Source organism: Streptomyces sp. NPDC054956 (assembly GCF_053609185.1).
Genome location: NZ_JBSGXB010000055.1, coordinates 1 through 22,703, shown reverse-complemented (window position 1 = coordinate 22,703; position 22,703 = coordinate 1). Strand labels below are relative to the sequence as shown.

Annotated in this window: 22 protein-coding genes; 11 read left to right on the top strand and 11 right to left on the bottom strand. The window is 70.9% G+C overall.

Translation table 11 applies throughout. The features are described 5' to 3' along the window. Positions 1-4 precede the first annotated feature (4 nt). A complete protein-coding gene (locus tag ACWGDE_RS12610; RefSeq protein WP_453388956.1) occupies positions 5-541 on the top strand; it encodes a hypothetical protein in 537 nt (178 codons plus the stop codon). 117 nt (positions 542-658) lie between these two features. Here ACWGDE_RS12610 and ccsB read toward each other — a convergent pair whose 3' ends face one another. The 7 genes from ccsB to hemL all read right to left on the bottom strand — a co-directional run bounded on the left by ccsB (position 659) and on the right by hemL (position 8,553). Beyond that, positions 659-1,738: a c-type cytochrome biogenesis protein CcsB gene (gene ccsB / locus ACWGDE_RS12605; RefSeq protein WP_453388955.1), complete on the bottom strand. Its 1,080-nt coding sequence runs from the start codon at positions 1,736-1,738 to the stop codon at positions 659-661. Then, entirely contained in the window at positions 1,738-3,525 is a 1,788-nt protein-coding gene (resB, locus tag ACWGDE_RS12600; RefSeq protein WP_453388954.1) for a cytochrome c biogenesis protein ResB, read from the bottom strand. The genes ccsB and resB overlap by 1 nt, the downstream gene beginning before the upstream one ends. A 13-nt stretch (positions 3,526-3,538) precedes the next feature. After that, entirely contained in the window at positions 3,539-4,324 is a 786-nt protein-coding gene (locus ACWGDE_RS12595; protein WP_453388953.1) for a cytochrome c biogenesis CcdA family protein, read from the bottom strand. Positions 4,325-4,328: 4 nt separating this feature from the next. Then, complete coding sequence (locus tag ACWGDE_RS12590; RefSeq protein ID WP_453388952.1) at positions 4,329-4,964, bottom strand: TlpA family protein disulfide reductase; 636 nt, start codon at positions 4,962-4,964, stop codon at positions 4,329-4,331. 88 nt (positions 4,965-5,052) lie between these two features. Further along, positions 5,053-6,285: a hypothetical protein gene (locus ACWGDE_RS12585; protein ID WP_453388967.1), complete on the bottom strand. Its 1,233-nt coding sequence runs from the start codon at positions 6,283-6,285 to the stop codon at positions 5,053-5,055. Between the two features lie 247 nt (positions 6,286-6,532). Continuing rightward, positions 6,533-7,234: a histidine phosphatase family protein gene (locus tag ACWGDE_RS12580; RefSeq protein WP_453388951.1), complete on the bottom strand. Its 702-nt coding sequence runs from the start codon at positions 7,232-7,234 to the stop codon at positions 6,533-6,535. Next, positions 7,231-8,553, bottom strand: coding sequence for a glutamate-1-semialdehyde 2,1-aminomutase (gene hemL, locus ACWGDE_RS12575; protein WP_453388950.1), 1,323 nt, complete (start codon positions 8,551-8,553; stop codon positions 7,231-7,233). Before hemL ends, ACWGDE_RS12580 begins: the two co-directional genes overlap by 4 nt. Positions 8,554-8,845: 292 nt before the next feature. Between hemL and ACWGDE_RS12570 the strand changes: the two genes are divergently transcribed. The 3 genes from ACWGDE_RS12570 (at position 8,846) to ACWGDE_RS12560 (ending at position 12,707) form a co-directional block, all read left to right on the top strand. After that, entirely contained in the window at positions 8,846-9,283 is a 438-nt protein-coding gene (locus tag ACWGDE_RS12570; protein ID WP_215031868.1) for a hypothetical protein, read from the top strand. A gap of 156 nt (positions 9,284-9,439) precedes the next feature. Then, positions 9,440-11,554: an MMPL family transporter gene (locus ACWGDE_RS12565; RefSeq protein ID WP_453388949.1), complete on the top strand. Its 2,115-nt coding sequence runs from the start codon at positions 9,440-9,442 to the stop codon at positions 11,552-11,554. A gap of 55 nt (positions 11,555-11,609) precedes the next feature. Continuing rightward, positions 11,610-12,707: a calcium-binding protein gene (locus tag ACWGDE_RS12560; protein WP_453388948.1), complete on the top strand. Its 1,098-nt coding sequence runs from the start codon at positions 11,610-11,612 to the stop codon at positions 12,705-12,707. A gap of 58 nt (positions 12,708-12,765) precedes the next feature. Here the strand turns inward: ACWGDE_RS12560 and ACWGDE_RS12555 are convergent, their stop codons facing one another. Next, positions 12,766-13,662, bottom strand: a complete 897-nt coding sequence (locus tag ACWGDE_RS12555) for an NADP-dependent oxidoreductase (protein WP_453388966.1) — start codon at positions 13,660-13,662, stop codon at positions 12,766-12,768. Between the two features lie 159 nt (positions 13,663-13,821). Between ACWGDE_RS12555 and ACWGDE_RS12550 the strand changes: the two genes are divergently transcribed. Both ACWGDE_RS12550 and ACWGDE_RS12545 read left to right on the top strand, forming a co-directional pair. After that, positions 13,822-14,238, top strand: coding sequence for a winged helix-turn-helix transcriptional regulator (locus tag ACWGDE_RS12550; protein ID WP_453388947.1), 417 nt, complete (start codon positions 13,822-13,824; stop codon positions 14,236-14,238). A gap of 85 nt (positions 14,239-14,323) precedes the next feature. Further along, a complete protein-coding gene (locus ACWGDE_RS12545) occupies positions 14,324-15,097 on the top strand; it encodes a Mut7-C RNAse domain-containing protein (protein WP_453388946.1) in 774 nt (257 codons plus the stop codon). Positions 15,098-15,208: 111 nt separating this feature from the next. Here ACWGDE_RS12545 and ACWGDE_RS12540 read toward each other — a convergent pair whose 3' ends face one another. Continuing rightward, positions 15,209-15,742 carry a hypothetical protein gene (locus tag ACWGDE_RS12540; RefSeq protein WP_453388945.1) on the bottom strand — a complete coding sequence of 178 codons (534 nt, stop codon included), beginning with the start codon at positions 15,740-15,742 and terminating at the stop codon, positions 15,209-15,211. A 204-nt stretch (positions 15,743-15,946) separates the two neighbouring features. Between ACWGDE_RS12540 and ACWGDE_RS12535 the strand changes: the two genes are divergently transcribed. Next, entirely contained in the window at positions 15,947-16,708 is a 762-nt protein-coding gene (locus ACWGDE_RS12535) for an SDR family NAD(P)-dependent oxidoreductase (RefSeq protein WP_453388944.1), read from the top strand. Between the two features lie 14 nt (positions 16,709-16,722). On the opposite strand, the gene ACWGDE_RS12530 is transcribed toward ACWGDE_RS12535, so the two are convergent. Next, positions 16,723-17,457 carry a polysaccharide deacetylase family protein gene (locus ACWGDE_RS12530; protein WP_453388943.1) on the bottom strand — a complete coding sequence of 245 codons (735 nt, stop codon included), beginning with the start codon at positions 17,455-17,457 and terminating at the stop codon, positions 16,723-16,725. A gap of 206 nt (positions 17,458-17,663) precedes the next feature. On the opposite strand from ACWGDE_RS12530, the gene ACWGDE_RS12525 reads away from it, so the two are divergent. Further along, positions 17,664-18,230 (top strand): Uma2 family endonuclease, encoded by a 567-nt coding sequence (locus tag ACWGDE_RS12525; protein ID WP_453388942.1) that lies wholly within the window; start codon positions 17,664-17,666, stop codon positions 18,228-18,230. A 187-nt stretch (positions 18,231-18,417) separates the two neighbouring features. After that, the gene (locus ACWGDE_RS12520) at positions 18,418-19,251 is read left to right on the top strand and encodes a hypothetical protein (RefSeq protein WP_453388941.1); all 834 of its coding nucleotides are present in this window, start codon (positions 18,418-18,420) and stop codon (positions 19,249-19,251) included. A 67-nt stretch (positions 19,252-19,318) separates the two neighbouring features. On the opposite strand, the gene ACWGDE_RS12515 is transcribed toward ACWGDE_RS12520, so the two are convergent. Further along, on the bottom strand, positions 19,319-20,512 hold the full coding sequence (locus tag ACWGDE_RS12515) for an RtcB family protein (protein ID WP_453388940.1): 1,194 nt from the start codon (positions 20,510-20,512) through the stop codon (positions 19,319-19,321). 170 nt (positions 20,513-20,682) lie between these two features. Here ACWGDE_RS12515 and ACWGDE_RS12510 point away from each other — a divergent pair, with 170 nt between their 5' ends. Both ACWGDE_RS12510 and ACWGDE_RS12505 read left to right on the top strand, forming a co-directional pair. Continuing rightward, a complete protein-coding gene (locus tag ACWGDE_RS12510) occupies positions 20,683-21,537 on the top strand; it encodes a DUF3558 domain-containing protein (RefSeq protein ID WP_453388939.1) in 855 nt (284 codons plus the stop codon). Positions 21,538-21,697: 160 nt separating this feature from the next. Continuing rightward, positions 21,698-22,462: a DUF3558 family protein gene (locus ACWGDE_RS12505; protein WP_453388938.1), complete on the top strand. Its 765-nt coding sequence runs from the start codon at positions 21,698-21,700 to the stop codon at positions 22,460-22,462. Positions 22,463-22,703: the final 241 nt, after the last annotated feature.

The window sequence follows — 22,703 nt, the reverse complement described above, 5'->3', positions numbered from 1 at the left end:
CTCCATGGCGGAAACGAGCAGGCCCCGGATCGTCGACACGATCCTGCGCAACCTGCTCGCGTACGCGGTGTGCGTCGCGGCCCTGCTCACCATGGCCGGCTGCAACCCGATGACCTACGACCCCGTCCCCGCCGTCTTCGACGCCCGTGCCGCCGAGATCGTCGGCACCTGGCGCTGCGTCGAGGGCACCGAGGTCGTCTTCCGCGCCGACGGGACCGCCTCCGTCACCCTGCTGGACGGCCAGGAGCGCGACTACGACGGCGGCTGGCGCGTCTCCGGCTCCGCCACCTGGAAGCTGACGGGGGCCCAGCCCGCCGGCTGGAAGTTCGGCCAGCACGTCCGGCTCGACCTGCCCGCGCGGAGCGGCTCGGCGGTACGGGCCGACGTACGGCACGAGACCGACCCGCCGCCCGCCCCGCAGTCCTACCGCTGGACCTTCGAGCTGCGGCGCGACGAGCGCCAGCGCCTGGAGCTGTACTTCTTCTACGGAGACCCGGGGTCCCGCAGCCCGTACGTCCTGGAACGCGACCGGAGCCTCTGAGCCCCACGCCCGGCCCCCGCCGGCCCTGAACCGGCCCCCGACGCCCCGCCCCCACAAACGCCGCGGGGGCCCGGCCGCCCTTCGGCGACCCGGCCCCCGCGCACGCTTCGACCCGCGTCAGACTCCCGCGTACGAGTGCTTTCCGCTCAGCAGGATGTTCACGCCGTAGTAGTTCCAGATCCAGCAGGCGAACGCGAAGAGCGCGAGGTACGCGGCCTTGCGGCCCTTCCAGCCGGCGGTGGCACGGGCGTGCAGGTAGCAGGCGTAGGCCACCCAGGTGACGAAGGACCAGACCTCCTTGGGGTCCCAGCCCCAGTAGCGGCCCCACGCGTCGCCGGCCCAGATCGCGCCCGCGATGATCGTGAACGTCCACAGCGGGAAGACGGCCGCGTTGATGCGGTACGAGAACTTGTCGAGCGAGGCCGCCGACGGGAAGCGCTCCATGACGGAGGTGGCGAACCTGCCGGGCTTGCCGCCTCCGGCGAGCTTCGCCTCGTAGGAGTCGCGGAAGAGGTACAGGACCGCACCGGCCGCGCCGATGTAGAAGACCGCGCCGCAGAAGATCGCGGTGGAGACGTGGATCCACAGCCAGTACGAGTGCAGGGCCGGGACCAGCTGGTCGCTGTCGGTGTAGAGCACCGTGGTGGCGATGCCCAGGTCCAGCAGGACCGTGGTGACCAGGAACAGGCCGAGCCAGCGGACGTTCTTCTTCAGCGCGAGGAGCGCCAGGTACGCGCCGACGGCCACCGTGGCGAAGGTGATCGAGAACTCGTACATGTTGCCCCAGGGCGCCCGCTCCACGGACAGGGCGCGGGCGATGACGCCGCCCGCCGCGAGGAGGAAGCCGAGGGTGGTCAGCGAGACCGCGATCCGCCCGTACAGGTCGCCCTGGACGGTGCCGCCGGCCGCACCGGGGCCGTCCGGGACGTCACGGGTGCCGGCGGCACTGCGCGTGACGACCTCGGGCTTGTCGAGGACGGCGGTTCCGCCCTTGCTCCGCACCTGGACGGCCGGGGCCCCGGCCTTCGCCTCCGACTTGGTGAGCGCGGCGGCCGTACGGGCCACCTTGCTGCGGCTGCCGAAGATCCACTCGGTGATGTGGGCGAGGAAGGCGAGGGTGTAGACCGCCATGGACGCGTAGATCAGGTTGTTGCTGAGATGAGCCAGATTCTCGTTGGCTGCGGCCGCGAGCTGCATCAGGCGCGCTCCCCTTCGACTTCGGCACTCTTTTGGGCAGGTGGGGTTGGGGCGGACGGGTTGGGTGCCGACGCCGCCGTGGGCGCCTGCTCGTGGAGCGCGCCGGCCAGCGCCGAGAGCTCCTCCGGAAGCTTGGCGGACTCGCTGCGGCCGAGGCCCGCCATCTCGACGACGGTCACGCCGTCCTTGCCGGTGTGCGCCCGGACCCAGATCCGGCGGCGCTGGATGAAGAGGGAACCGGCCAGGCCCGCGATGGCGGCGATCGCGCCCGCGAGCGCGAGTCCGCTGCCCGGCTGGTGGGTGACCGAGAAGGTCGCCCAGCGCTCGATGCCCTCGAACTTCACGGTGCCCTGACCGCCGGGCAGCTCCATGCTCTCCCCGGGCAGCATCCGCTTCGCGAACGGCGTGCCGTCCTCGGTCTTGAACTGCTCCATCTTCTTGGTGTCCAGCTGGTACACGTTCTGCGGCAGGCCCGAGTCCACGCCGAGGCTGCCGTGCCACGCGTTGAGCGCGAGCGCCGGGAAGTCCAGCTCCGGGAACTGCGAGAACATCGTGCCCTGGCCGGCGCCCGCGAACGTCGGCACGAACACGGCGGTGAAGCCGAGCTGCGTCGGCTTGCCGTCCTTGTCCTTGTACCCGTCGGTGACCTTGACCGCGCCGGCGGAGGTGAGGTTGCCGTCCTGCGGGAGCATCGGCACGGCGTCCCGGTAGACCACCTTGCCGGTGGGGTCGGTCACCGAGATGACCGGCGCGTAGCCGTGGCCGAGCAGGTAGACCTTGGAGCCGTCCACCACCATCGGCTTGTTGACCTGGATCTCGCGCTTCTCGGGCTTGCCGTGCGCGCCGTCGGTGAAGGTGACGTACGCCTTGAAGTCGCGCGGGGTGCCCTTCTGCGGGCCGGTGCGCTCGTACGTGGCGTCGAACTTGTCCAGCGTGAAGGAGAAGGGGGGCAGGTCGTCGGGGTCGAAGAAGCCGCCCGACTTGAAGTCGTCGTACTGGGTGAGCGTGTTGGAGAAGCCCTTGCCGCGCAGCACGAGCTTGCCGCCCTCGGACTTGAAGCTCTGGCCCCAGGCGAAGGCGATCAGCATCACGATCAGCGCGACGTGGAAGATCAGGTTGCCGGCCTCGCGCAGGTAGCCCTTCTCCGCGGAGACCGAGCCCTCGCCCTCCTCCGTACGGAAGCGGCGGCGGCCGAGCAGGGCCCGGCCGTACGAGAGCACCTCCTCGGGGGACTTGTCCGTACGCCACGTCGTGTACGCGGGCATCCGGTCCAGGCGCCGGGGGGCGCGCGGCGGGCGGCCGGTGAGCTGGCCGACGAACTGCCAGGTGCGGGGCAGGATGCAGCCGATCAGCGAGATGAACAGCAGCAGGTAGATCGCGGAGAACCACACCGAGCTGTACACGTCGAAGAGCTGGAGCTTCTCGGCGACGGTCACCCAGGAGGCGTGCTCCTTCTTCCAGGCGGCGACCTTCATCAGGTCGACCTGGTTCTGCGGGATCAGCGAACCCGGGATGGACGCCAGCGACAGCATGAAGAGCAGGATCAGCGCCACCCGCATGGAGGTGAGCTGCCGCCAGAACCAGCGGGCCCAGCCGAACACGCCGAGGCCCACGGGGTCGCCGGGGGTGTCCTCCAGGGGGGCGGTGGACAGCTGCGCTCCGGCGGCCGCCTCGGCACCGGCTTCGGCGGTGGCCTCGGCAGTCGCCTCGGCGCCGGCCCGGGCCGCGGCCGCGGCTTCCGCGGAATCGTTGGGCGCCCCGGAGGGCGCCTTGTCGGTCGTACTCATGTCCGTGTAGTCCTCAGATCCCCACCGTGAAGCCATTGGCCCAGCCCTGCATGTCGCTGACGATGCTGCTCCACAATCCTGTGACGAGCAGCAGGCCGGTCAGGATCAGCATGCCGCCGCCGATGCGCATCACCCACGCGTAGTGCTTCTTGACCCAGCCGAAGGCGCCGAGCGCCTTGCGGAAGGCGAGCGCCGTCAGGATGAAGGGAAGCCCGAGTCCCAGACAGAAGACCACGGTCAGCAGCGCGCCGCGGCCCGCGGTCGCCTGGTCGATGGAGAGGGTGCCGACGGCGGCGAGGGTCGGGCCCATGCAGGGGGTCCAGCCGAGGCCGAAGAGCACGCCGAGCACGGGCGCGCCGACCAGGCCGACCGCGGGCTTCTTGTGGAAGCGGAACTCGCGCATCGTCAGGCCGGGGATCGCGCCCATGAAGAACAGGCCGAGCAGGATCACCAGGCCGCCCAGGACGCGGGAGATGATCTCCTTGTTCGCGTCGAGGGTCTGGCCGAAGTAGCCGAAGAGCGCGCCGGTCGAGACGAAGACGGCCGTGAAGCCGAGGACGAACAGGGTGGCGCCGCCCAGCATCCGGCCGCGCCGGGCCTCGGCGAGGTCGGCTCCGCCGACGCCGGTCACGTAGGAGAGGTAGCCGGGGACGAGCGGCAGCACGCAAGGCGAGAAGAAGGAGACCATCCCGGCGAACAGCGAGATCGGCAGGGCCAGCAGCAGGGCGCCGTTCAGGACGGTCGTGTTGACGCCGGTCTGCTCGGCGGCGAGGACGGCCTGGGAGAGTTCGGTGACCACGGGGTCACTTCTCCGCGACGAGCGGGTCGATCATCTTGCGCAGCTGTTCCTCGTTGACCGCGACCAGGGTGCGGGCGGCGATCTTGCCGTCCTTGTCGAGGACGATCGTGGAGGGGATGGCGTTGGGGTTGAGCGTGCCCTTGGGGAACCGGAGCATCAGCTTGCCGTCCGGGTCGAAGAGGCTCGGGTAGGTGATCCCGAAGCTCTCTTCGAAGGAGGTGGCGTTCTGCTTGGTGTTGTCCCGGGTGTTGATGCCGACGAAGGCGACGGGCTGCCCGGCCGCCTCCAGCTCCTTGGAGACCTTCGCGAAGTACGGGGCCTCGGCGCGGCACGGCGGGCACCACGATCCCCAGACGTTGAGGACGACGACCTTGCCCTTGAGGGCGGTCGTGTCGAGCGTCTTGCCGTCGACGGTCTCGCCGTCGAGCTTGGGGGCTTCCTTGCGGTCGCCCTTGGCGACGGTGGAGATGCCGGTGGTCCCCGTCACGTAGTTGCCGCCGGCCGTACCGGAGGACTTGCCGCCGCCGTCCGAATCGGTGCACGCCGTCAGGGTCAGGGCGCCCGCGAGGGTTACCGCGGTCAGCAGGGTGACGCGGCCGCTGGTCGAGCGGCGCGGTCGGGGGGCGCGGCTAAGGCTCATGTGAAAAGTTTCGCATGTGCGGTTTGCCGATCTTCCGCACCCCCCGGGGCTGTGCCGATCCGCTGGTCAGGTACCGAACCGGGGCGGGTCAGGCTGCCGTGAGATACGTGCCCCAGCCACCGGTCGGCGCCCGGCCGGGTCCCAGGGTGCGCAGTTTGTCCAGGATCTTGGGGTCCTGCACGTCGAGCCAGTCGGTGAACTGCCGGAAGGACACCAGCCTTACGTCCTTTTTGTCCGCCATGCCCTTGAGTGCCTCCTCGACCGCGTCCATGTAGATGCCGCCGTTCCACTCCTCGAAGTGGTTGCCGATGAACAGGGGCGCGCGGTTGCTCTCGTAGGCCCGCTTGAAGCCGCCGAGGTAGGCGGCGGTGGCCTGCGCGCGCCAGGCCGGGTAGTTGGACGGGACGCCCTTGGTGGTGTTCTTCGACTGGTTGGCGAGGATGTTGTAGTCCATCGAGAGCACCTCGAAGGAGTGCCCGGGGAACGGGAGGGACTGCAGCGGCAGGTCCCACAGCCCCCCGCGCTTGACCGGCCACTGCTGGAGGCCGCCCGGCGAGCTGGAGTCGTAGCGCCAGCCCAGCTTCTGCGCGGTCGGCAGCAGGTTGTCCTGGCCGAGCAGGCAGGGGGTGCGGGCTCCGACCAGTTCCTTGCGGTAGTCGAAGGGCAGCGGTTCGACGTCGGTCCAGCCGGTGTTGGTCCGCCAGTTGGTGACGAAGGACACGGCCTGGTCGATCTCGCTCTGCCAGTCCTCGGGCGTCCACTTGCCGACCGAGCCGGAGCCGCCGCAGAAGTGCCCGTTGAAGTGCGTGCCTATCTCGTGCCCGTCCAGCCAGGCCTCGCGCACGTACTTGAGGGTGTTGCGGACGTTCTCGTCCTTGAGGTAGCCGATGTCGGAGGCGCCGACGGGGTTGTTCGGCGGCCGGTAGAGCTCCTTCTTCGACTCGGGCAGGAGGTAGATGCCCGAGAGGAAGAAGGTCATGGCCGCGCCGTGGTCCTTGGCGAGCTTGAGGAAGCGGGGGAAGAGGCCGTTGCCGATCTCGCCCGCGCCGTCCCAGCTGAACACCACGAACTGGGGCGGGGTCTCGCCCGGCTGCAGGGGTACGGGGGCGGCCGGCTGGTGGGGCTGCGGACCGGTGTCGGCGGTGGACCCGTCGCCGATGACCTTGACCGCGGGGCCGCTCGGCGCGGCACTGGGGTTGTCCGGGCCGGGGTTGCCGTTGCCCGCGCTGGACGACCCGCCGCCGCTGCAGCCGGCGATGCCGGCCGCGGCGGCGGCGCCAAGTCCGAGTCCGAGCACTCCTCTTCGGCTGAAGCCGCGCATATCGCTCATGAAATGTCATACAAACGGACATTTCAGCGAACCCGGGGGCGACACGGCCGATTCGGTCAAGTTGTGTGAAATTAGAACGAGTCTTGACCAACCAGACATCCGGGCCGGGCCTGGCAGGCCCGGCCCGGCGCGGCCGGAGCGGCGCGGCCGGAGCAGCGCCGCAGGAGGCGACCGGCGACGCAGTGACCGCCTCCTGGGGGCCAAGTCCGAGGACCCGCACCACCCGCCCGGCCAGGGCCTACGCGCCGAAGGCCTTCGACTTGCCCTTCACCGGCTTCGCCCCCGCGAGGAGGTGCGCCGGGACCAGGTCGCGGGCCGGCTCGCTGTAGCCCACCGACACCAGCTTGTCGCCCTGGTACGTGAACGAGGTCAGCGAGGCCAGCGTGCACTGGCGGCGGCGCGGGTCGTGCCACAGCCGCCGCTTCTCCGCGAAGCTCCGTACGATCCAGATCGGCAGCTGGTGGCTGACCGCCACCGCCTCGTGGCCGCGGGCCGCGTCACGGGCGGTCTCGATCGCGCTCATCATCCGCACGACCTGCTCGACGTACGGCTCGCCCCACGAAGGCTTGAACGGGTTCGTCAGGTGCTTCCAGTTCTCCGGCTTGCGCAGCGCGCCGTCGCCCACGCCGAAGGTCTTGCCCTCGAAGACGTTGCCCGCCTCGATGAGGCGCCCGTCGGTCGCCAGGTCCAGCCCGTGCGACTTGGCGATCGGCGCCGCCGTCTCCTGCGCCCGCTCCAGCGGGGACGCCACGACGTGCGTCACGTCCCGGCTCTCCAGGTGCTCGGCCACCCGGTCCGCCATCCGGCGGCCCAGCTCGGAGAGGTGGTAACCGGGGCGGCGGCCGTAGAGGACGCCCTCCGGGTTGTGCACCTCGCCGTGGCGCACCACGTGGACGACGGTGATCTCCGAGCCGCCCTCGAAACCGCTCGCGTTGCTCATGCGGTGGCCTCCGCGGCGGCACGGGCGGCGGCCGGCAGGGCCGCCGCGATCCGCTCGATCGCCTTCTCGTCGTGGGCGGTGGACACGAACCACGACTCGAACGCCGACGGGGGCAGGTACACGCCCTGCGACAGCATCGAGTGGAAGAAGCCGTTGAAGCGGAAGGACTCCTGCTTCTTGGCGTCGTCGTAGTTGCGGACCTCGTCCTCGGTGAAGAAGACCGAGAACATGTTGGAGGCGGTCTGCAGCCGGTGCGCGACGCCCTCCTTGGAGAGCGCGCCCGTCACCAGGGCCTGGATCTCCTTGGACACCGCGTCGACCTTGGCGTACGCCGCGTCGTCCAGCAGCCGCAGCTGCGCGAGGCCGGCGGCCGTCGCGATCGGGTTACCGGAGAGCGTGCCCGCCTGGTAGACCGGGCCGACCGGGGCCAGGTGACCCATCACGTCGGCACGACCGCCGAACGCGGCCGCCGGGAAGCCGCCGCCCATGACCTTGCCGAAGGTCATCAGGTCGGGAGCGACCCCGTCCACGCCGAACCAACCGGCCCGGGAGGTACGGAAACCCGTCATGACCTCGTCGGAGATGTACAGCGCGCCGTTCGCGCGGCACAGGTCCGCGAGCCCCTGGTTGAAACCCTCGCCCGGGGTCACGACGCCCATGTTGCCGGGCGCGGCCTCGGTGATCACACAGGCGATCTCGCCGGGGTGCGCGGCGAAGGCCGCGCGGACCGAGTCCAGATCGTTGTAGGGGAGCACGATCGTGTCCCCGGCCTGTGCGCCCGTCACGCCCGGGGTGTCCGGCAGCGCGAAGGTCGCGAGCCCGGAACCGGCCGCGGCCAGCAGCGCGTCGACGTGCCCGTGGTAGCAGCCGGCGAACTTCACGACCTTGGCGCGGCCGGTGAAACCGCGGGCGAGACGGATCGCGGACATGGTCGCCTCGGTGCCCGAGGACACCAGGCGCACCTGTTCCACGGGCGCGATCCGCGCGACGATCTCCTCGGCGAGCGCGACCTCGCCCTCGCCGGGGGTGCCGAAGGAGGTGCCGCGGACGACGGCGGCCTGGATGGCCTCCACCACGGCCGGGTGGGCGTGACCGAGGATCATCGGCCCCCACGAGCAGACCAGGTCGACGTACTCGCGCCCGTCGGCATCGGTCAGGTACGGACCGGTACCGGACACCATGAACCTGGGCGTTCCGCCCACCGCGCGGAAGGCCCGCACGGGAGAGTTCACGCCGCCAGGCGTCACGAGGGACGCGCGGTCAAAGAGAGTCTGCGAGACTTTGGCTTCATACGGGTACGGGTAGCTCACACCAGCCATGGTCTCAGAGGCCGCGACTGACTTGCGGACGGGCGTTTCACCGCGCCGCCCCGGGGGAGGTCACTGCCATGATGATCAGGCTGCGTGGCGGGGGCCGCGGGGCCGGGGCAGGCAAGACCAGTCGGGTGGAGATATGCAACGCGGTGGTGGACCGGGCGAGGGCACGGACGACCTCGATCCGCAGCGCGCCCGCGAACGTCGCCGCGGCAAGCACCGCCGCCGCGCCACGGACGCCGTCGAGCACGTACCCGGCCCGGCGCAGGACCCCGACGGCCTGCCCAGAGGGCGTGGCATGGGCGTGACGTACAAGTACTTCGGCGCACCCGACGGGGCCACGGCCGCCCGCGTCCCGCAGACGATGCGGCCCGAGGAGCTCGGCGGGGACGAGCTCGGCATGGGCGGCATGTTCACCAAGATCAAGCCGGAAACCGTCGCCGCGATGGTCCTGACCGGCATCGAGGGCATACCCCTGCACAAGGTGCCCCCGCTGGAGCTGGTCGTCCTCCACCCCGACTACGCCGTCGTGAAGCTCCCGATGACCGTCGTCGACCCGCTGCGCGGCATCGGCGAGGAGTCGGTGGGCGCGGCCGCCTTCATCTGGTCCACGGTCCCCGACCGCGGCGGCCCGCGCGACGCGTTCAACGTCTACCAGCTGCTCCACGAGTGGCAGGACTTCTCCCACCGCCTCCACGAGGCCGGCCACCAGCCGTACTGCCTCGTCTGGCCCTGACCTGCCGCGAAGCCACCCTTCGGGCGGCCGGGGCGCACCGAGGACACCCGGCCTCCGGTGAGGCGTGGGTCACATTCGCGGGGCGGGACCTCACACTCCGGGTCCCTGATTCGCTCGAAGTCCCGAACGCATCCGCAACGGGACTGAGGAATCGACATGATGCGAAGGCTTGCTTCGTTGCCCGGTGGAAGAGTGGGGAAATGGGTCGTCCTCGCCCTCTGGGCGATCCTGCTGGTACCGGTCCTGATGCTGGCCGGGCAGCTGGGTGACGTCGAGGAGAACGACAATTCGGCCTGGCTGCCCGCCAACGCGGAGTCGACCAAGGTCGTCGCCCGGGCCGAGCACTTCCAGCGCGCCGACACCGTGCCCGCGATCGTCATCTACGACCGGCCCGAGGGCGTCACCGCCGCCGACATGACCGAGGCCCAGGCGGACGTCGAAGCCTTCAAGGGCATGGAGAACGTCGTCGGGCAGCCGCAGGGGCCGCTCAAGGCCCAGGACGGCAAGGCCATCCAGACCGTGGTCCAGATCCGTAAGGACAAGACGGGCTGGGAGGGGATCGGCAAGGCCGTCGACGCGCTGACCGCCGTCGGCCAGGAGAACGCCAACGGCCTCGGCTTCCACGTCACCGGACCGGGCGGTTACGCGTCCGACTCGATCAAGGCGTTCAGCGGAGGGGGCGCCCTGACCACGATCACCGCACTGGTGGTCGTCGTGATGCTGCTGCTCACCTACCGCAGCCCGTTGCTGCCCCTGCTGCCGCTGCTGACCGTGGGCGTCGCCCTGGTCACCTCGGAGGCGGTGATCTACCTGCTGGCGAAGAACGCCGGGCTCGTCGTCAACAAGCAGACCAGTTTCATCCTGACGGTACTGGTCTTCGGCGCCGCCACCGACTACGCGCTCCTGCTCATCTCGCGCTACCGGGAAGAACTGCTGCGGCACGAGGACCGGCACGAGGCGATGGCGGAGGCCCTGTACCGCTCCAGCCCCGCGATCATCGCCAGCGCCGCGACCGTCGCGGTCAGCCTGATGCTGCTGATGCTGGCCACCCTCAGCTCCACTCAAGGGCTCGGACCGGCCTGCGCCGTCGGCATCCTCGTCGGACTGCTCGCCATGGTCACGCTGATGCCGGCCCTGCTGGTCGTCTGCGGCCGCTGGATCTTCTGGCCGGTGAAGCCCTCGTACGGATCGGCCGAGACGGTCAAGGAAGGCGTCTGGAACCGGGTCGGCACCGCCGTCTCCCGCCGGCCGCGGATCGTGTGGCTCGGAACCACGCTCGTCCTCGCCGCCATGGCGATCGGCGTGTTCGGGCTCAAGGCCGACGGACTGTCCAACAAGGACCAGTTCACCGGCACCTCGCAGATGGCCGTCGGCGAGAAGATCCAGTCCGAGCACTTCCCGGCCGGGGCGGGCGACCCCGTCTTCGTCGTGACCAGGGCCGCCTCGGCCGAGCAGGTGCGGACCGCGCTGTCCGGCGTACCGGGAGTCGTCGGCGTCTCGGCGCCGATGGTCAAGGACGGCGAGGCCATCCTGCTCGGGGAACTCGCGGACGACCCCAGCGGCAGGACCGCGATACGCACCGTCGAGAAGGCCAGGTCCGCGGTCCACGGGATCGAGGGCGCCGACGCCCAGGTCGGCGGCAGCACGGCGATCATGCTCGACACGCAGACGGCGGCCGCCCGCGACTCGAAGGTGATCATCCCCATCGTGCTGGTGGTGGTGCTCCTCATCCTCGCGCTGCTGCTGCGGGCGGTCGTCGCACCGCTGCTGCTCATGGCGACGGTGGTGCTGTCGTTCGGAGCGGCCCTCGGCGTGAGCAGCCTGGTCTTCCACCACGTGTTCGACTTCGCCGGCGCGGAAGCCTCCTTCCCGCTCCTGACGTTCGTGTTCCTGGTCGCCCTGGGCATCGACTACAACATCTTCCTGGTCACCCGGGTGCGCGAAGTGGCGCTCCTGCACGGCACCCGGAGGGGTGCGCTCCTGGGTCTGTCCACGACCGGGGGCGTGATCACCTCGGCGGGCCTGGTGCTGGCCGGCACCTTCGCGGCGATGGCCTCGCTGCCGCTGGTGTTCGCGGCCGAGCTCGGGTTCGCGGTGGCGTTCGGCGTACTGCTGGACACCATGATCGTCCGCTCGGTGCTGGTCACCGCGCTGACCCTGGACGTGGGCCGGTGGATGTGGTGGCCGAGCAGGCTGTTCAGGGATCACGACGCCCCCCTGCCGCCGGCGGCGGCCGAGCCCGACCGCGAACCCGCCCTCAGGAGCGTGTGACGGACCCGGGGCATCGCTCCCCCGACGCTGGCTCCCGACCCGGAGGCACTCCCCCATGGCTCGACTGATCACGGCAGGAATCGTCACGGTGGCACTGATCACCCTGGGGCAGCCGGCGGCCACGGCCGCCGCTGCCCCGGCCACCTGCTTCGGCATCCCGGCCACCCTGACGGGCGCGGGCACCCTCACCGGCACGCCCGGCAACGACGTCATCGTCGGTTCGCCGGGCGCCGACGTCATCGACGGCCTCGGCGGCAACGACGTCATCTGCGGCCTCGGCGGCGACGACCTGCTCATCGGCGGCACCGGCAACGACCGGATCGACGGAGGCGCCGGAAACGACGCCCTGCGCGGCGACGTGGCCGTCGAGACCGGCGACGCCAAGGGCGGTGGCAACGACCGCATCTACGGCGGCGACGGGGACGAGGAGCACATCACCGGCGACAGCGTGGCCCTCGGCGGCAACGCCGAAGGCGGCGGGAACGACCTGCTGGACGGCGGCAACGGCAACGACGGCCTCCTCGGGGACTCCGCCGCGCCCTTCGTCGGTACGGGGACCGGCGCCGGCAACGACATCCTGCTCGGCGGGCCCGGCCTGTTCGACAACCTGATCGGCGACAGCGAGGGCACCGTCGCGGCCTACGGCAGCGGCGGGAACGACCAGCTCGACATGGGGGCCGACGGCGGGTTCTTCGCCCTGGGCGACCACAACATCGGCAACGAGAACGGCGACGGACAGGCCTTCGGCGCGGGCAACGACCGGATCACCGGCGGCAGCTCGGCCGAGATCCTCGTGGGCGAGAGCTCGGTCGTGAACGCCACCACGACCGCGGCGGGCAACGACGTGATCGACGGCCGGGGCGGCGGCGACCTCCTCTTCGGCGACAACGTCAGCTTCGCCGGCGACGCGACCGTCGGCACCGCCGGCGGCCGGGACCTGATCAGGGGCGGCACCGGTGACGACGCGATCTTCGCGGGTCCCGCCAACGACCACATGGACGGCGGCCCGGACACCGACTTCTGCGACGGCGAGGCCGGCACCGCCGACACCGCGGTGAACTGCGAGACGACCACCAACGTCCCGCTGCGCGCGCCGCGCACCCTCGTCCGCACCCCCTGGCACCACCGGACCCCGGCCCGGCACCTGCCGTAGCCGGCCGGGCCGCGCACCTCGCGGTGCGCGGCCCGGGGTGAGGGGACGCCCTGACCCCTCAGGCCGTCAGGACGATGCGGCCGCGGGTGCCGCCGTCCGCGAGGCGGGCGTGGGCCTTGGGGGCCTCCGACAGGGGGAAGGTCTCCGCCACCCGGAGCGTCAGCTCCCCCGCGTCGACCAGCGCCACCAGCCGGGCCAGGTGCGCGCCGTCCGCCGCGACCTCCTGCTCCACCACCCGGACGCCCCGCTCCGCCGCCGGGGCGGCTCCCGGGATCAGGCCGACGTAGGCGCCGCCGTCCCGGACGGCCGCCAGGGCCGCCTCGCCCAGGACCGCCGTGTCCACGACTCCGTCCACCGCGCCGGCCGGAGCCGAGCCGCGCGGGACGAAGGCGGCCGCGCCGAGCGACCGTACGAGCTCCTCGTCGTCGGGGCCGGCCAGGGCCGTCACCACGTAGCCGGCCCGCGCGGCCAGCTGTACCGCCAGCCCGCCGACCGCTCCCGCGGCGCCGGTGACCAGCACCGACGAGCCCGGCGCGAGCTCCAGCTGGTCCACCGCCCGGGCCGCGGTCAGGGCGCTCAGCGGCAGCGCGCCCGCCGCCTCCACCGGGGCCGACGCGGGGGCCGCGGCCAGCGCGGAGGCGTCCAGGACCACGTACTGCGCGTGCGTGCCCAGCGGCTTGACCGCCCCGTAGTGCAGGCCCACCACCCGGTCGGAGACCGCCCAGCCGTCCACGTCCGCGCCGAGCTCGTCGATCTCGCCCGCCACGTCCCAGCCGAAGCCGAGCCGCTGTCCCCCGCCGCCGAAGATCCCGGCCCGCACCGCGCCGTCGACCGGGTTCAGCCCGGCCGCCCGGACCCGTACGCGGACCTGGCCCGCACCCGGCCGCGGGACCGGAACCCGTACGACCTCGATCCGCTCGGGTCCGCCGAAGGCGTCCGCCACGACGGCGTCCATGGTCTTCGTCAGGTCTTCGTTGCTCATGATCGTCTCTCCCGTTTCGTGGCCGGCCTCCGCGTTTTCCGCGTTCCGGATGACCACTAACTTAAAGAGAGCTACTGTCGGATCGTAAGTACGCACTTCCTGGTGCGTACCCGACCCGGAAGTGGGGTACCCATGGCCACCCGCACCGCCGCGGACCGCCGCGAAGAGGCCCGCGCCGCCTACGACGCCTTCCTCAAGGAGTGCCCCACCAGCCAGCTCCTGGCCCGCATCAGCGACAAGTGGACCTGCCTCATCGTCAGCGCCCTCGCCCAGGCCGACGACCGGACCCTGCGCTACAGCGACCTCGGCCGCAAGATCGCCGGCGTCAGCCAGAAGATGCTCACCCAGACCCTGCGCTCCCTCGAACGCGACGGCCTCGTGAGCCGCAACGTCACCCCCACCGTCCCGGTCCGCGTCGACTACCGGCTCACCGACCTCGGCAACGACCTCTCCTGCCTCCTCTCCTCCGTGAAGCAATGGGCCGAAACCCACTTCGACGAGGTCAACGCCCATCGCGAGCTCCACGACAAGGCGATCGCGGCCTCGTGAACGACCTCGCGGGCGACCGCGTGAGCGGACTCGTGGCCTCGTAAATCCCCCGCCGGATCGCGCCGGGCAGTGGCATGCTGGCCCCGTGAACGGACCCGGCATTCAGCTCACCCTCGCCCCCGAACTGCACGTGTTCGCCGCGCCGAGCCGGCGCGGCGCACGCGTACCGACCACGACCGACGGCGTCTCCAGCCTCGGCCACGTCGTCGAATCGGCCGGCATCCCGCTCACCGAGGTCGGCCGCATCCTCGTCGACGGCACCGAGACCCCCGTCTCCCACGTACCGCTGGCCGGCGAATCCGTCGAGGTCTTCGGCGTCGACCGCCCCCAGCAGGTCCCCGGAGTCCCCGACGCGGCCCCGCTGCGCTTCCTCCTCGACGTCCACCTCGGCACCCTCGCCCGCCGCCTGCGCCTGCTCGGCGTCGACGCCGCGTACGAGAACGAGGACATCGGCGACCCGGCCCTCGCCACCCGCTCCGCCGCCGAGCGGCGCGTCCTGCTCTCCCGCGACCGCGGACTGCTGCGCCGCCGCGAGCTGTTCGCCGGCGCGTACGTCTACAGCGACAACCCCGACGAGCAGCTCCGCGACATCCTCGGCCGCTTCGCCCCCGAACTCGCACCCTGGACCCGCTGCACCGCGTGCAACGGCACCCTGCGCGCGGCCGACAAGGACAGCGTCGGCGACCGCCTCGAGCGCGGCACGCAGCGCTCGTACGACGTCTTCGCGCAGTGCGCCGACTGCGAGCGCGTCTACTGGCGCGGCGCCCACCACGCCCGCCTGGAGAAGATCGTCGCCGAGGCCCTCGCGGAGTTCGGCCCGGCGGCGGACCGGGAGCGGGAGCAGGCACAGAAGGCGTAACGGGCCGGGGCTGCGGGCCGGGGCGGCGGGCCCGGGCAGCGGGCTCAGGCAGCCGGGCCCGGGCAGCAGGCTCGGGCAGCCGGGCCCCGACGGTGGGCCCCGCCGACGGGCTCAGAACGCGTACGTGTCACCCGTGTCCAGGGCCAGCACCACGTGCTCGTTGTTGGTGAGGTCGCGGTCGGTCGCGCCGCCGTTCCACCAGGTGTCGACCCGCACCACCACCTCCGCCGGCCGCTCCTTCAGCTCCAGCACCAGCCCGATGTGCCGCCCGCGCCCGCGCAGCGGCAGCGCCCCGGTCTCGCAGACCACCTCGCGCAGTCCGGCCCGCGCGCAGCCCCCCGCCAGCTCCTGCCGGTCCGCGAGGTCCGCGGACAGCCGCAGCCGTACGGTCGCGTTCGCCAGCGCGGCCGGGCCCTCGTTCTCCGGGACCAGCAGGATGCGCAGCCGGCCCTGCCCCAGGGCGACCCGCCCGTGGTAGGCGACGTCCGCCTCCGGCCCGCCCGCGGCGTAGGCGTTCCCGACGCCACCGGTGCCGGCGAGGCCACCGGCCCCCGCGATCCCGCCGATGCCCCCGACGCTCCCCGTCCCGCCGAGCAGCACCAGCAGCCCGGCCACCACCACACTCCGTACGGCACCTCGGCGCACCGCCACCACCTCCTCGCGCGGACGCTAGCCACCACCCCCACCCGCCGGTCGGACCATCACACGAATGAGGGCGAGCCCTCCCCCATCTGCGCGCGCACCCTTCCGGCCATGGCTGTCGCCCGCGCGGCCGGTGACCTTCGGAGCGGTCCGCCGACCGGCCTATGCTGGCCAGTACTCACCCGTACAAACGCACGAGGAGCCAGCATGAGCACGGCCACCCGAACCGCCGTAGTCACCGGCGCGAGCAGCGGCATCGGCGCGGCCACCGCCCGGCAGCTCGCCGCGGCGGGCTACCACGTCGTCCTCACCGCCCGCCGCAAGGACCGCATCGAGGCCCTCGCCGCCGAGATCACCGGCGCCGGCCACGAGGCCACCGCCCACGCCCTCGACGTCACCGACCGCGCCGCCGTCGACGCCTTCGCGGCCTCCCTCGCGCGCTGCGACGTACTCGTCAACAACGCCGGCGGCGCCATCGGAGCCGAGCCCGTCGCCACCGGCGACCCCGCCGACTGGCGCACGATGTACGAGGTCAACGTCATCGGCACCCTCAACGTCACCCAGGCCCTGCTCCCGGCCCTGACCGCCTCCGGCGACGGCACCGTGGTCGTCCTCTCCTCCACCGCCGGCCACGCCACGTACGAGGGCGGCGCCGGCTACGTCGCCGCCAAGAACGGCGCCCGCGTCCTCGCCGAGACCCTCCGCCTGGAGATCGTCGGCCAGCCGGTCCGCGTCATCGAGATCGCCCCCGGCCTGGTCAAGACCGAGGAGTTCGCCAAGACCCGCTTCCGCGGCGACGCCGAGAAGGCGGCGAAGGTCTACGCCGGCGTGGCCGAACCCCTCACCGCCGACGACGTGGCCGAGACCGTCACCTGGGCGGTGACCCGTCCCAGCCACGTCAACATCGACCTCCTGGTGGTCCGCCCCCGCGCCCAGGCCTCGAACACGAAGCTCCACCGCGAGCTGTAAGCCCGCGCGGGTCCCTACGGGACCAGGCCGGCACTCTTCAGGTGCGGCATGAGGGCCGCCGGCTTCAGCCCGGCGGCCTTCGCCGCGTCCAGGGCCCGCTGCAGGTCCGCGCCGAGCGTCGGCGTGAAGTGCAGCAGCACGATGTCACCGGACTTCAGCTGCGGCGTGGGCGGCGTCCCGCTCCAGGTGGTGAAGTCGTACGTCCACGTGATCAGCGCCTTGACCCCGCACGCCTTCGCCGCCAGCCGCACGTCGTCGTTCACGGCCCCGTACGGCGGCCGCAGCAGCTTCGGCTCCCGCCCGAAGGTCGCGGCCAGCTGCTCCCCGGCACCGCAGACCTCGGCATCCTTCCCCGCGGCGTCGAGCGTGGTCAGATCGGGGTGATTGACGGTGTGGTTCTCCACGCTCACCGCCCGCCCCTGCTCGACAAGACCGGTGAAGTACTGGGTGTCGTACGAGGTCGCCCCCGGCAGCAGGAACAGCGAGGCGGGTATCCGCCGGTCGAGCAGCGTCTGCGCGACGGCAGGATCGTGCACCCACCCGTCGTCGATCGTAATGAACACGACCTTCTCGTCGGTCGGCACGTGCGAGACGACGGGCGGCAGCCCGGCCTTCCGCCCGGCGACCGCGGCAACGGCCCCGGCGGCCTGCTCGGAACCCTCGGTCCCGACGGCATCGGCGGTCCCCACGGCCGCGAGAGCGAGCGACAACGACGCGAGCGCGGCAAGAAGCGCGCGAGATCTCCACATGCCGCACACCTTGGTCTAGACCAACTCCCACCGTCAACCCCTCGGTTGGAACTTCCGCGCCCGAACGCGGCTCCCCACCAAGGGAGTTGGCGGGCACCAGGAGCCGTACGACGCGGATGGCCCCATACGGGTGAAGTCGTGCGGAATGTCGGCGGGCGCGACGACACAACGAAAGCGTCGGCCACGACAAGGAAGGGGCCACGACCGTGACACAGCACAGGACCACGATCCCGGAAGCCGCCGATCGCCTCTCCAAGGACTTTCCCCGGTACCGAGTGGAGATCCTCCAGGGACGACTGACCGCGACACCACCCGCCGACGGGCGGCACGCCCGCACCCTGACCCGCCTCACCGCGGCCTTCCACGAGGCCGGGGCCGAAAAGGCGGGCCTGGAGCCCCTCCAGGGCATCGGCATCCGGCTGCCCACCGGAGAAGACGACTACGCCGTCCCGGACTTCTCACTCGTCGAGCAGGACCTCCTGGACCACAAGGTCACGAAGAACCGCTACCGACCTGACGCCTTCCGCATGATCCTGGAGATCACCTCCTCGAACTGGGCGGACGACACCGGCACCAAGGTCGAGAGCTACGCCCGGGCCGACGTCCCCGTCTACGTCATCGCCGATCGACACCACGACGAAGTCGTGATCCACACGGACCCCCACGGCGCGTCCTACCGCCTGCGCAGGACCTTCAAGCGCGGCACGACACTCCCCCTCCCCGATTACCTCGGGGTCACGGTCGAGCTGCCGGTGGACATGCTCCTCGACTGACCGATCAGCGCATCCGGTTTACCACCCTCAGAGACATGTGACATTCCGCCACACGTTCGAGTGAAGGCCCCCCAAGGGGCCCAAAGTCGCCTGAATTCATACCTAGGTTCGATGACAACAGAAACGGCCCCCGCCCGGGATGGCAGTCCCGAGCGAGGGCCTCACCAGCAAGGAAGAAGGCTTCCTCATGGCTGACCAGGACCCTAGCGCCCCCGCGCGCTTCATGGACCTCCAGGACCCCCGCTATGCCTACATGTTCGGCTTCCTTCAAGCCGACGGGCACCTGTCCCAACAGAGTCGGCAGCGCGGCTCCCTCAAAGTGGAGCTGAACGCACGCGACATCGACTTGCTGCACGAGTTTCAACGCCTCACGCCGTACAACAGCTCCGTGACCGAGCGCACGCGGTCCACGAACTTCGCGGCCTCCTCGCACACCGCAACGTGGTCGACGTACGCGCAGGAGGCGCGCACCATCGTCAACGAGCTCGGAATTCCGTACGGCCCCAAGTCCAGGACCATCGCGCCGCCCGGCGTCGATTTCTCCCGCCCCGACTACGTACGCGGCGTGATCGACGCGGATGGATCGATCGGCTACACGGGCCAGGGATTCCCCTTCATCTCACTGACGACCGCGAGTACGGCCATCGGCGCCTACCTCTGCCACTACGCCAAGGAGATCACCGGAGCAGATCGCACCATCAAGCGAAACACCCGAGACGGCGTCTACAACATCCTCTACACCAACGAACCGGCCGTCGAACTGGCCTCACATCTGTACTACGACGGCTGCTTGTCCTTGGAACGCAAAAGCGCGTCGGCAAGGTCCCTACGCACGTGGGCCCGACCTTCGGGCAAGCCCAGGCCCACCCCGAGCCGCCGCTGGACCCTCGACGAGGATGTGAAACTGCTCGAACTCGGCGGCGCCGCCGCCGGCGCCGCCGCGCTGGGCCGCACCGAGGGGGGCTGCAGGCAGCGACTGACCCGGTTGCGCACAGCCGGCGGACCTTGGCTCCAGAGCTGACGCAGTCAGCCCGGAAGGCCGGAACCCATCAGGTTCCGGCCTTCCGTCGCTCTACTCGGGCGTCGGCTCAGCCCTTCACGCAGACGACAGCCTTGAGCTTGGCCACGACCTCGACCAGGTCGGTTTGCTGGTCGATGACCTGCTCGATCGACTTGTACGCGCCCGGGATCTCGTCCACGACGCCCGAGTCCTTGCGACACTCCACGTCCTTGGTCTGCTCCGCGAGGTCGCGCACCGAGAACTTCCGCTTCGCCGCCGTACGGCTCATCTTCCGGCCCGCCCCGTGCGAGGCCGAGTTGAAGGACTTCTCGTTGCCGAGGCCCTTCACGATGTACGAGCCCGTGCCCATCGAGCCGGGAATGATCCCGTAGTCACCGCTGCCGGCGCGGATCGCGCCCTTGCGGGTGACCAGCAGGTCCATGCCGTCGTACCGCTCCTCCGCCACGTAGTTGTGGTGGCAGCTGATCTCCTGCTCGAAGGAGACCTTCGCCTTGCGGAACTGCTTCCGGACGACCTCCTTGAGCAGGCTCATCATGACGGCACGGTTGTACTTGGCGTACTCCTGCGCCCAGAAGAGGTCGTTGCGGTAGTCCTGCATCTCCGGCGTCGCCGCGAGGAACACCGCAAGGTCGCGATCGATCAGGCCCTGGTTGTGCGAGAGCCCTCTGGCCACGTTGATGTGGAAGTCCGCCAGCTCGTTGCCGATGTTCCGGGACCCTGAGTGCAGCATGAGCCAAACCGACCCGGACATGTCAGTTGAAACTTCAACGAAATGATTTCCGGATCCGAGCGTTCCGATTTGCCGCATCGCCCGGTCCCGCCGGAACTTCACCGCATCCGCGATGTAGTCGAAGCGCTCCCACAGATCCCCGAACCCGTTCTCCGAGAACCCGTACAGCCGCCCCGGATCCACCGCCTCCCGGTGCATCCCCGCCCCCACCGGGATCGCCCGCTCGATCTGCGAGCGCAGGCCGGAGAGGTCGCCCGGGAGGTCGTTCGCCGTCAGGGAGGTCTTGACCGCCGACATGCCGCAGCCGATGTCGACTCCCACCGCCGCCGGACAGACCGCGTCCTTCATGGCGATGACCGAGCCGACCGTCGCGCCCTTGCCGTAGTGGACGTCCGGCATGACGGCCAGACCCTTGATCCACGGAAGGCCGGCGGTGTTCTGCAGCTGGCGCATCGCACTGTCCTCGACCGACGCCGGGTCGGTCCACATCCGGATGGGGACCTTCGCCCCGGGCACCTCTACATACGACATTTTGGCCTCAACACCCCGTTAACCGCAGAAAAGTCTCAATACGCAAAAAGCCTCGCTCTTGGTCCCAAATACGACAGGAGACCGGCGCCAGCACCAGCGTGTGCGATAGACATTGTGTCCATCCGCGCCCGAGCCGCGGCAACGCATTTTCCGAAGGGAGCCGGTGGAACGTGCAGCGCAAGACGGTACGTGCAGCCCTGCCAGGCCTCGCGGTGCTCACCGCCCTCACCGTCGGCCTCACCGCGTGCACCGACGGCGGCGGGGACGGGATCACCAGCGACTCGAAGGCGGGCAGCAACGCCGGTACGGTCGCGCAGCCCGGCAAGTACCGGAGCCTGCCCATGCCATGCAAGGCCGTCGACCCCAAGAAGGTCAAGGCGATGCTCCCCGTCGCCGACGCCCTCGCCCCCGAAGCCCGGGAGGCGCTCTACGCCGGGACCGCGGACCCCTCGTACGACGCCGACCGGCGCGTCGGCTGCCGCTGGACCGCGCAGACGCCGACCGAGACCAGGCTGCTGTCGGTGGTCTTCGAGCGCGTGGTCTCGTACGACCGGGCCACCACCAGCGACGACGACAAGGCGCGGCAGGTCTACATCCGCCAGCTCACCGACGCCCACCTGCCCTTCCCCGGCCCGGCCCCCAGCCCGACGCCGACGCCCGCCGCCACGCCCGCCTCCCCGCCGGCTCCGACCCCGGGCACGACCCCGGGCGCGACCCCGGGCACGGGCGCCGGCGCGAGCACCAGCCCCTCGCCCTCCGGCTCGCCCTCCGCCCCCGTCGAGCTCGGCTCCCGCGTCCTCGAAGGGCTCGGCAACGAGGCCTTCCTCGACGACAAGCTCAGTGCCGCCGGCGCCACCGCCGCGCAGGCGCGCACGGTCCGGATTGTGTTCCGTACCTCGAATGTCATCGTCACCGTCGAGTACAGCGTCCAGCCCGCGCTCCCCGGTACGGTCCCGCCGAGCGGCGAAACCCAGGACAGGGCGCGGCAGTTGGCCCAGGCCCTCGTGGACCGTTTCAACGAGTGACGGCGCCCGCCCCGAGGGGGCGCACACACCCGGGGTGACGGCGCGCACAGCAGCCGGGCGCCGGGTCGGGCTACCGTTGCTCGGGTCCCGCGCCCGCCACGGGGCCGGTCCACCGGCCCGTACACAGACCGCACGAAGACCCACAACGTCTGAAGGAATCATGCACCGATCAGCCTCGCGTCTCACCCGCGTCCTCGCCTGCGCAGCCGTTCCGGTGATCCTCACGGTCGCCGGCTGCTCGTCCGACTCGGGCAAGGACTCGGGCGCCGAAAGCGGCAAGAAGTCCGAATCCTCCTCGTCCGCGAAGCCGAACTCGAAGGAGTCGAAGGCTCCGGACAAGGCCGTGTACGCCGCGCTGCCCGAGCCGTGCAAGACGGTCGGCGCGAAGACCATCGAGACGATCGTCCCGAAGGCGAAGGACGCGGGCGGCACGGCCGCGAAGTCGAACGACCTGGCCAGCCGCGCCAGCTGCTCCTGGAACGGCCTGGACGAGGCCGGCCTGAAGGGCTCTCAGTACCGCTGGCTGTCGATCTCCCTCGTCCGCTACGACTCCCTCGCGTCGGTGGGCAACGGCAGCAAGCGCGCCGAGGACGAGTACGCCAAGCAGGTCGAGAAGGCGAAGGCCGTCGAGGGCGCGGAGAACATGAAGCCGGAGGCGGCGGGCGGCATCGGCGACCAGGCCACGTCCTTCACCTTCAACACCAAGAAGGACGGTGACTTCGCCAACACGACGGTCATCGCCCGCACGCACAACGTGATCATCACCCTCGACTACAACGGTGCGGCCTACGAGGGCGCGGACGCTCCCGACCACGCGAAGCTGCTCCAGGACGCCATCGCGGCGGCGAAGGAGACGGTCGCCTCGGTCGAGGCCGCCAACCAGCAGAAGCAGCCCGAGCAGTCGCCCGCCCCGGCCAAGTCCTAGTCGAGTAACAAGCGCTCCCGAACGGTGACCGGACCGGCGACGTCCGGTCACCCGTACGCGCGTACGCTGTGCCCTGCCGTAGCTCGATGAGTACATGGGTACATGGGGACAAAGGGGAGGGGATCGCGGGTGGCCGCGATGCAGCTGACTCGTACGCACCGGATATTGATCGGTGTCGTGGTCGCCGGAGCCGTCGTCATCGCAGGGATCGGCTTCGCGGGCTCGTACTCCGCCGTACGCG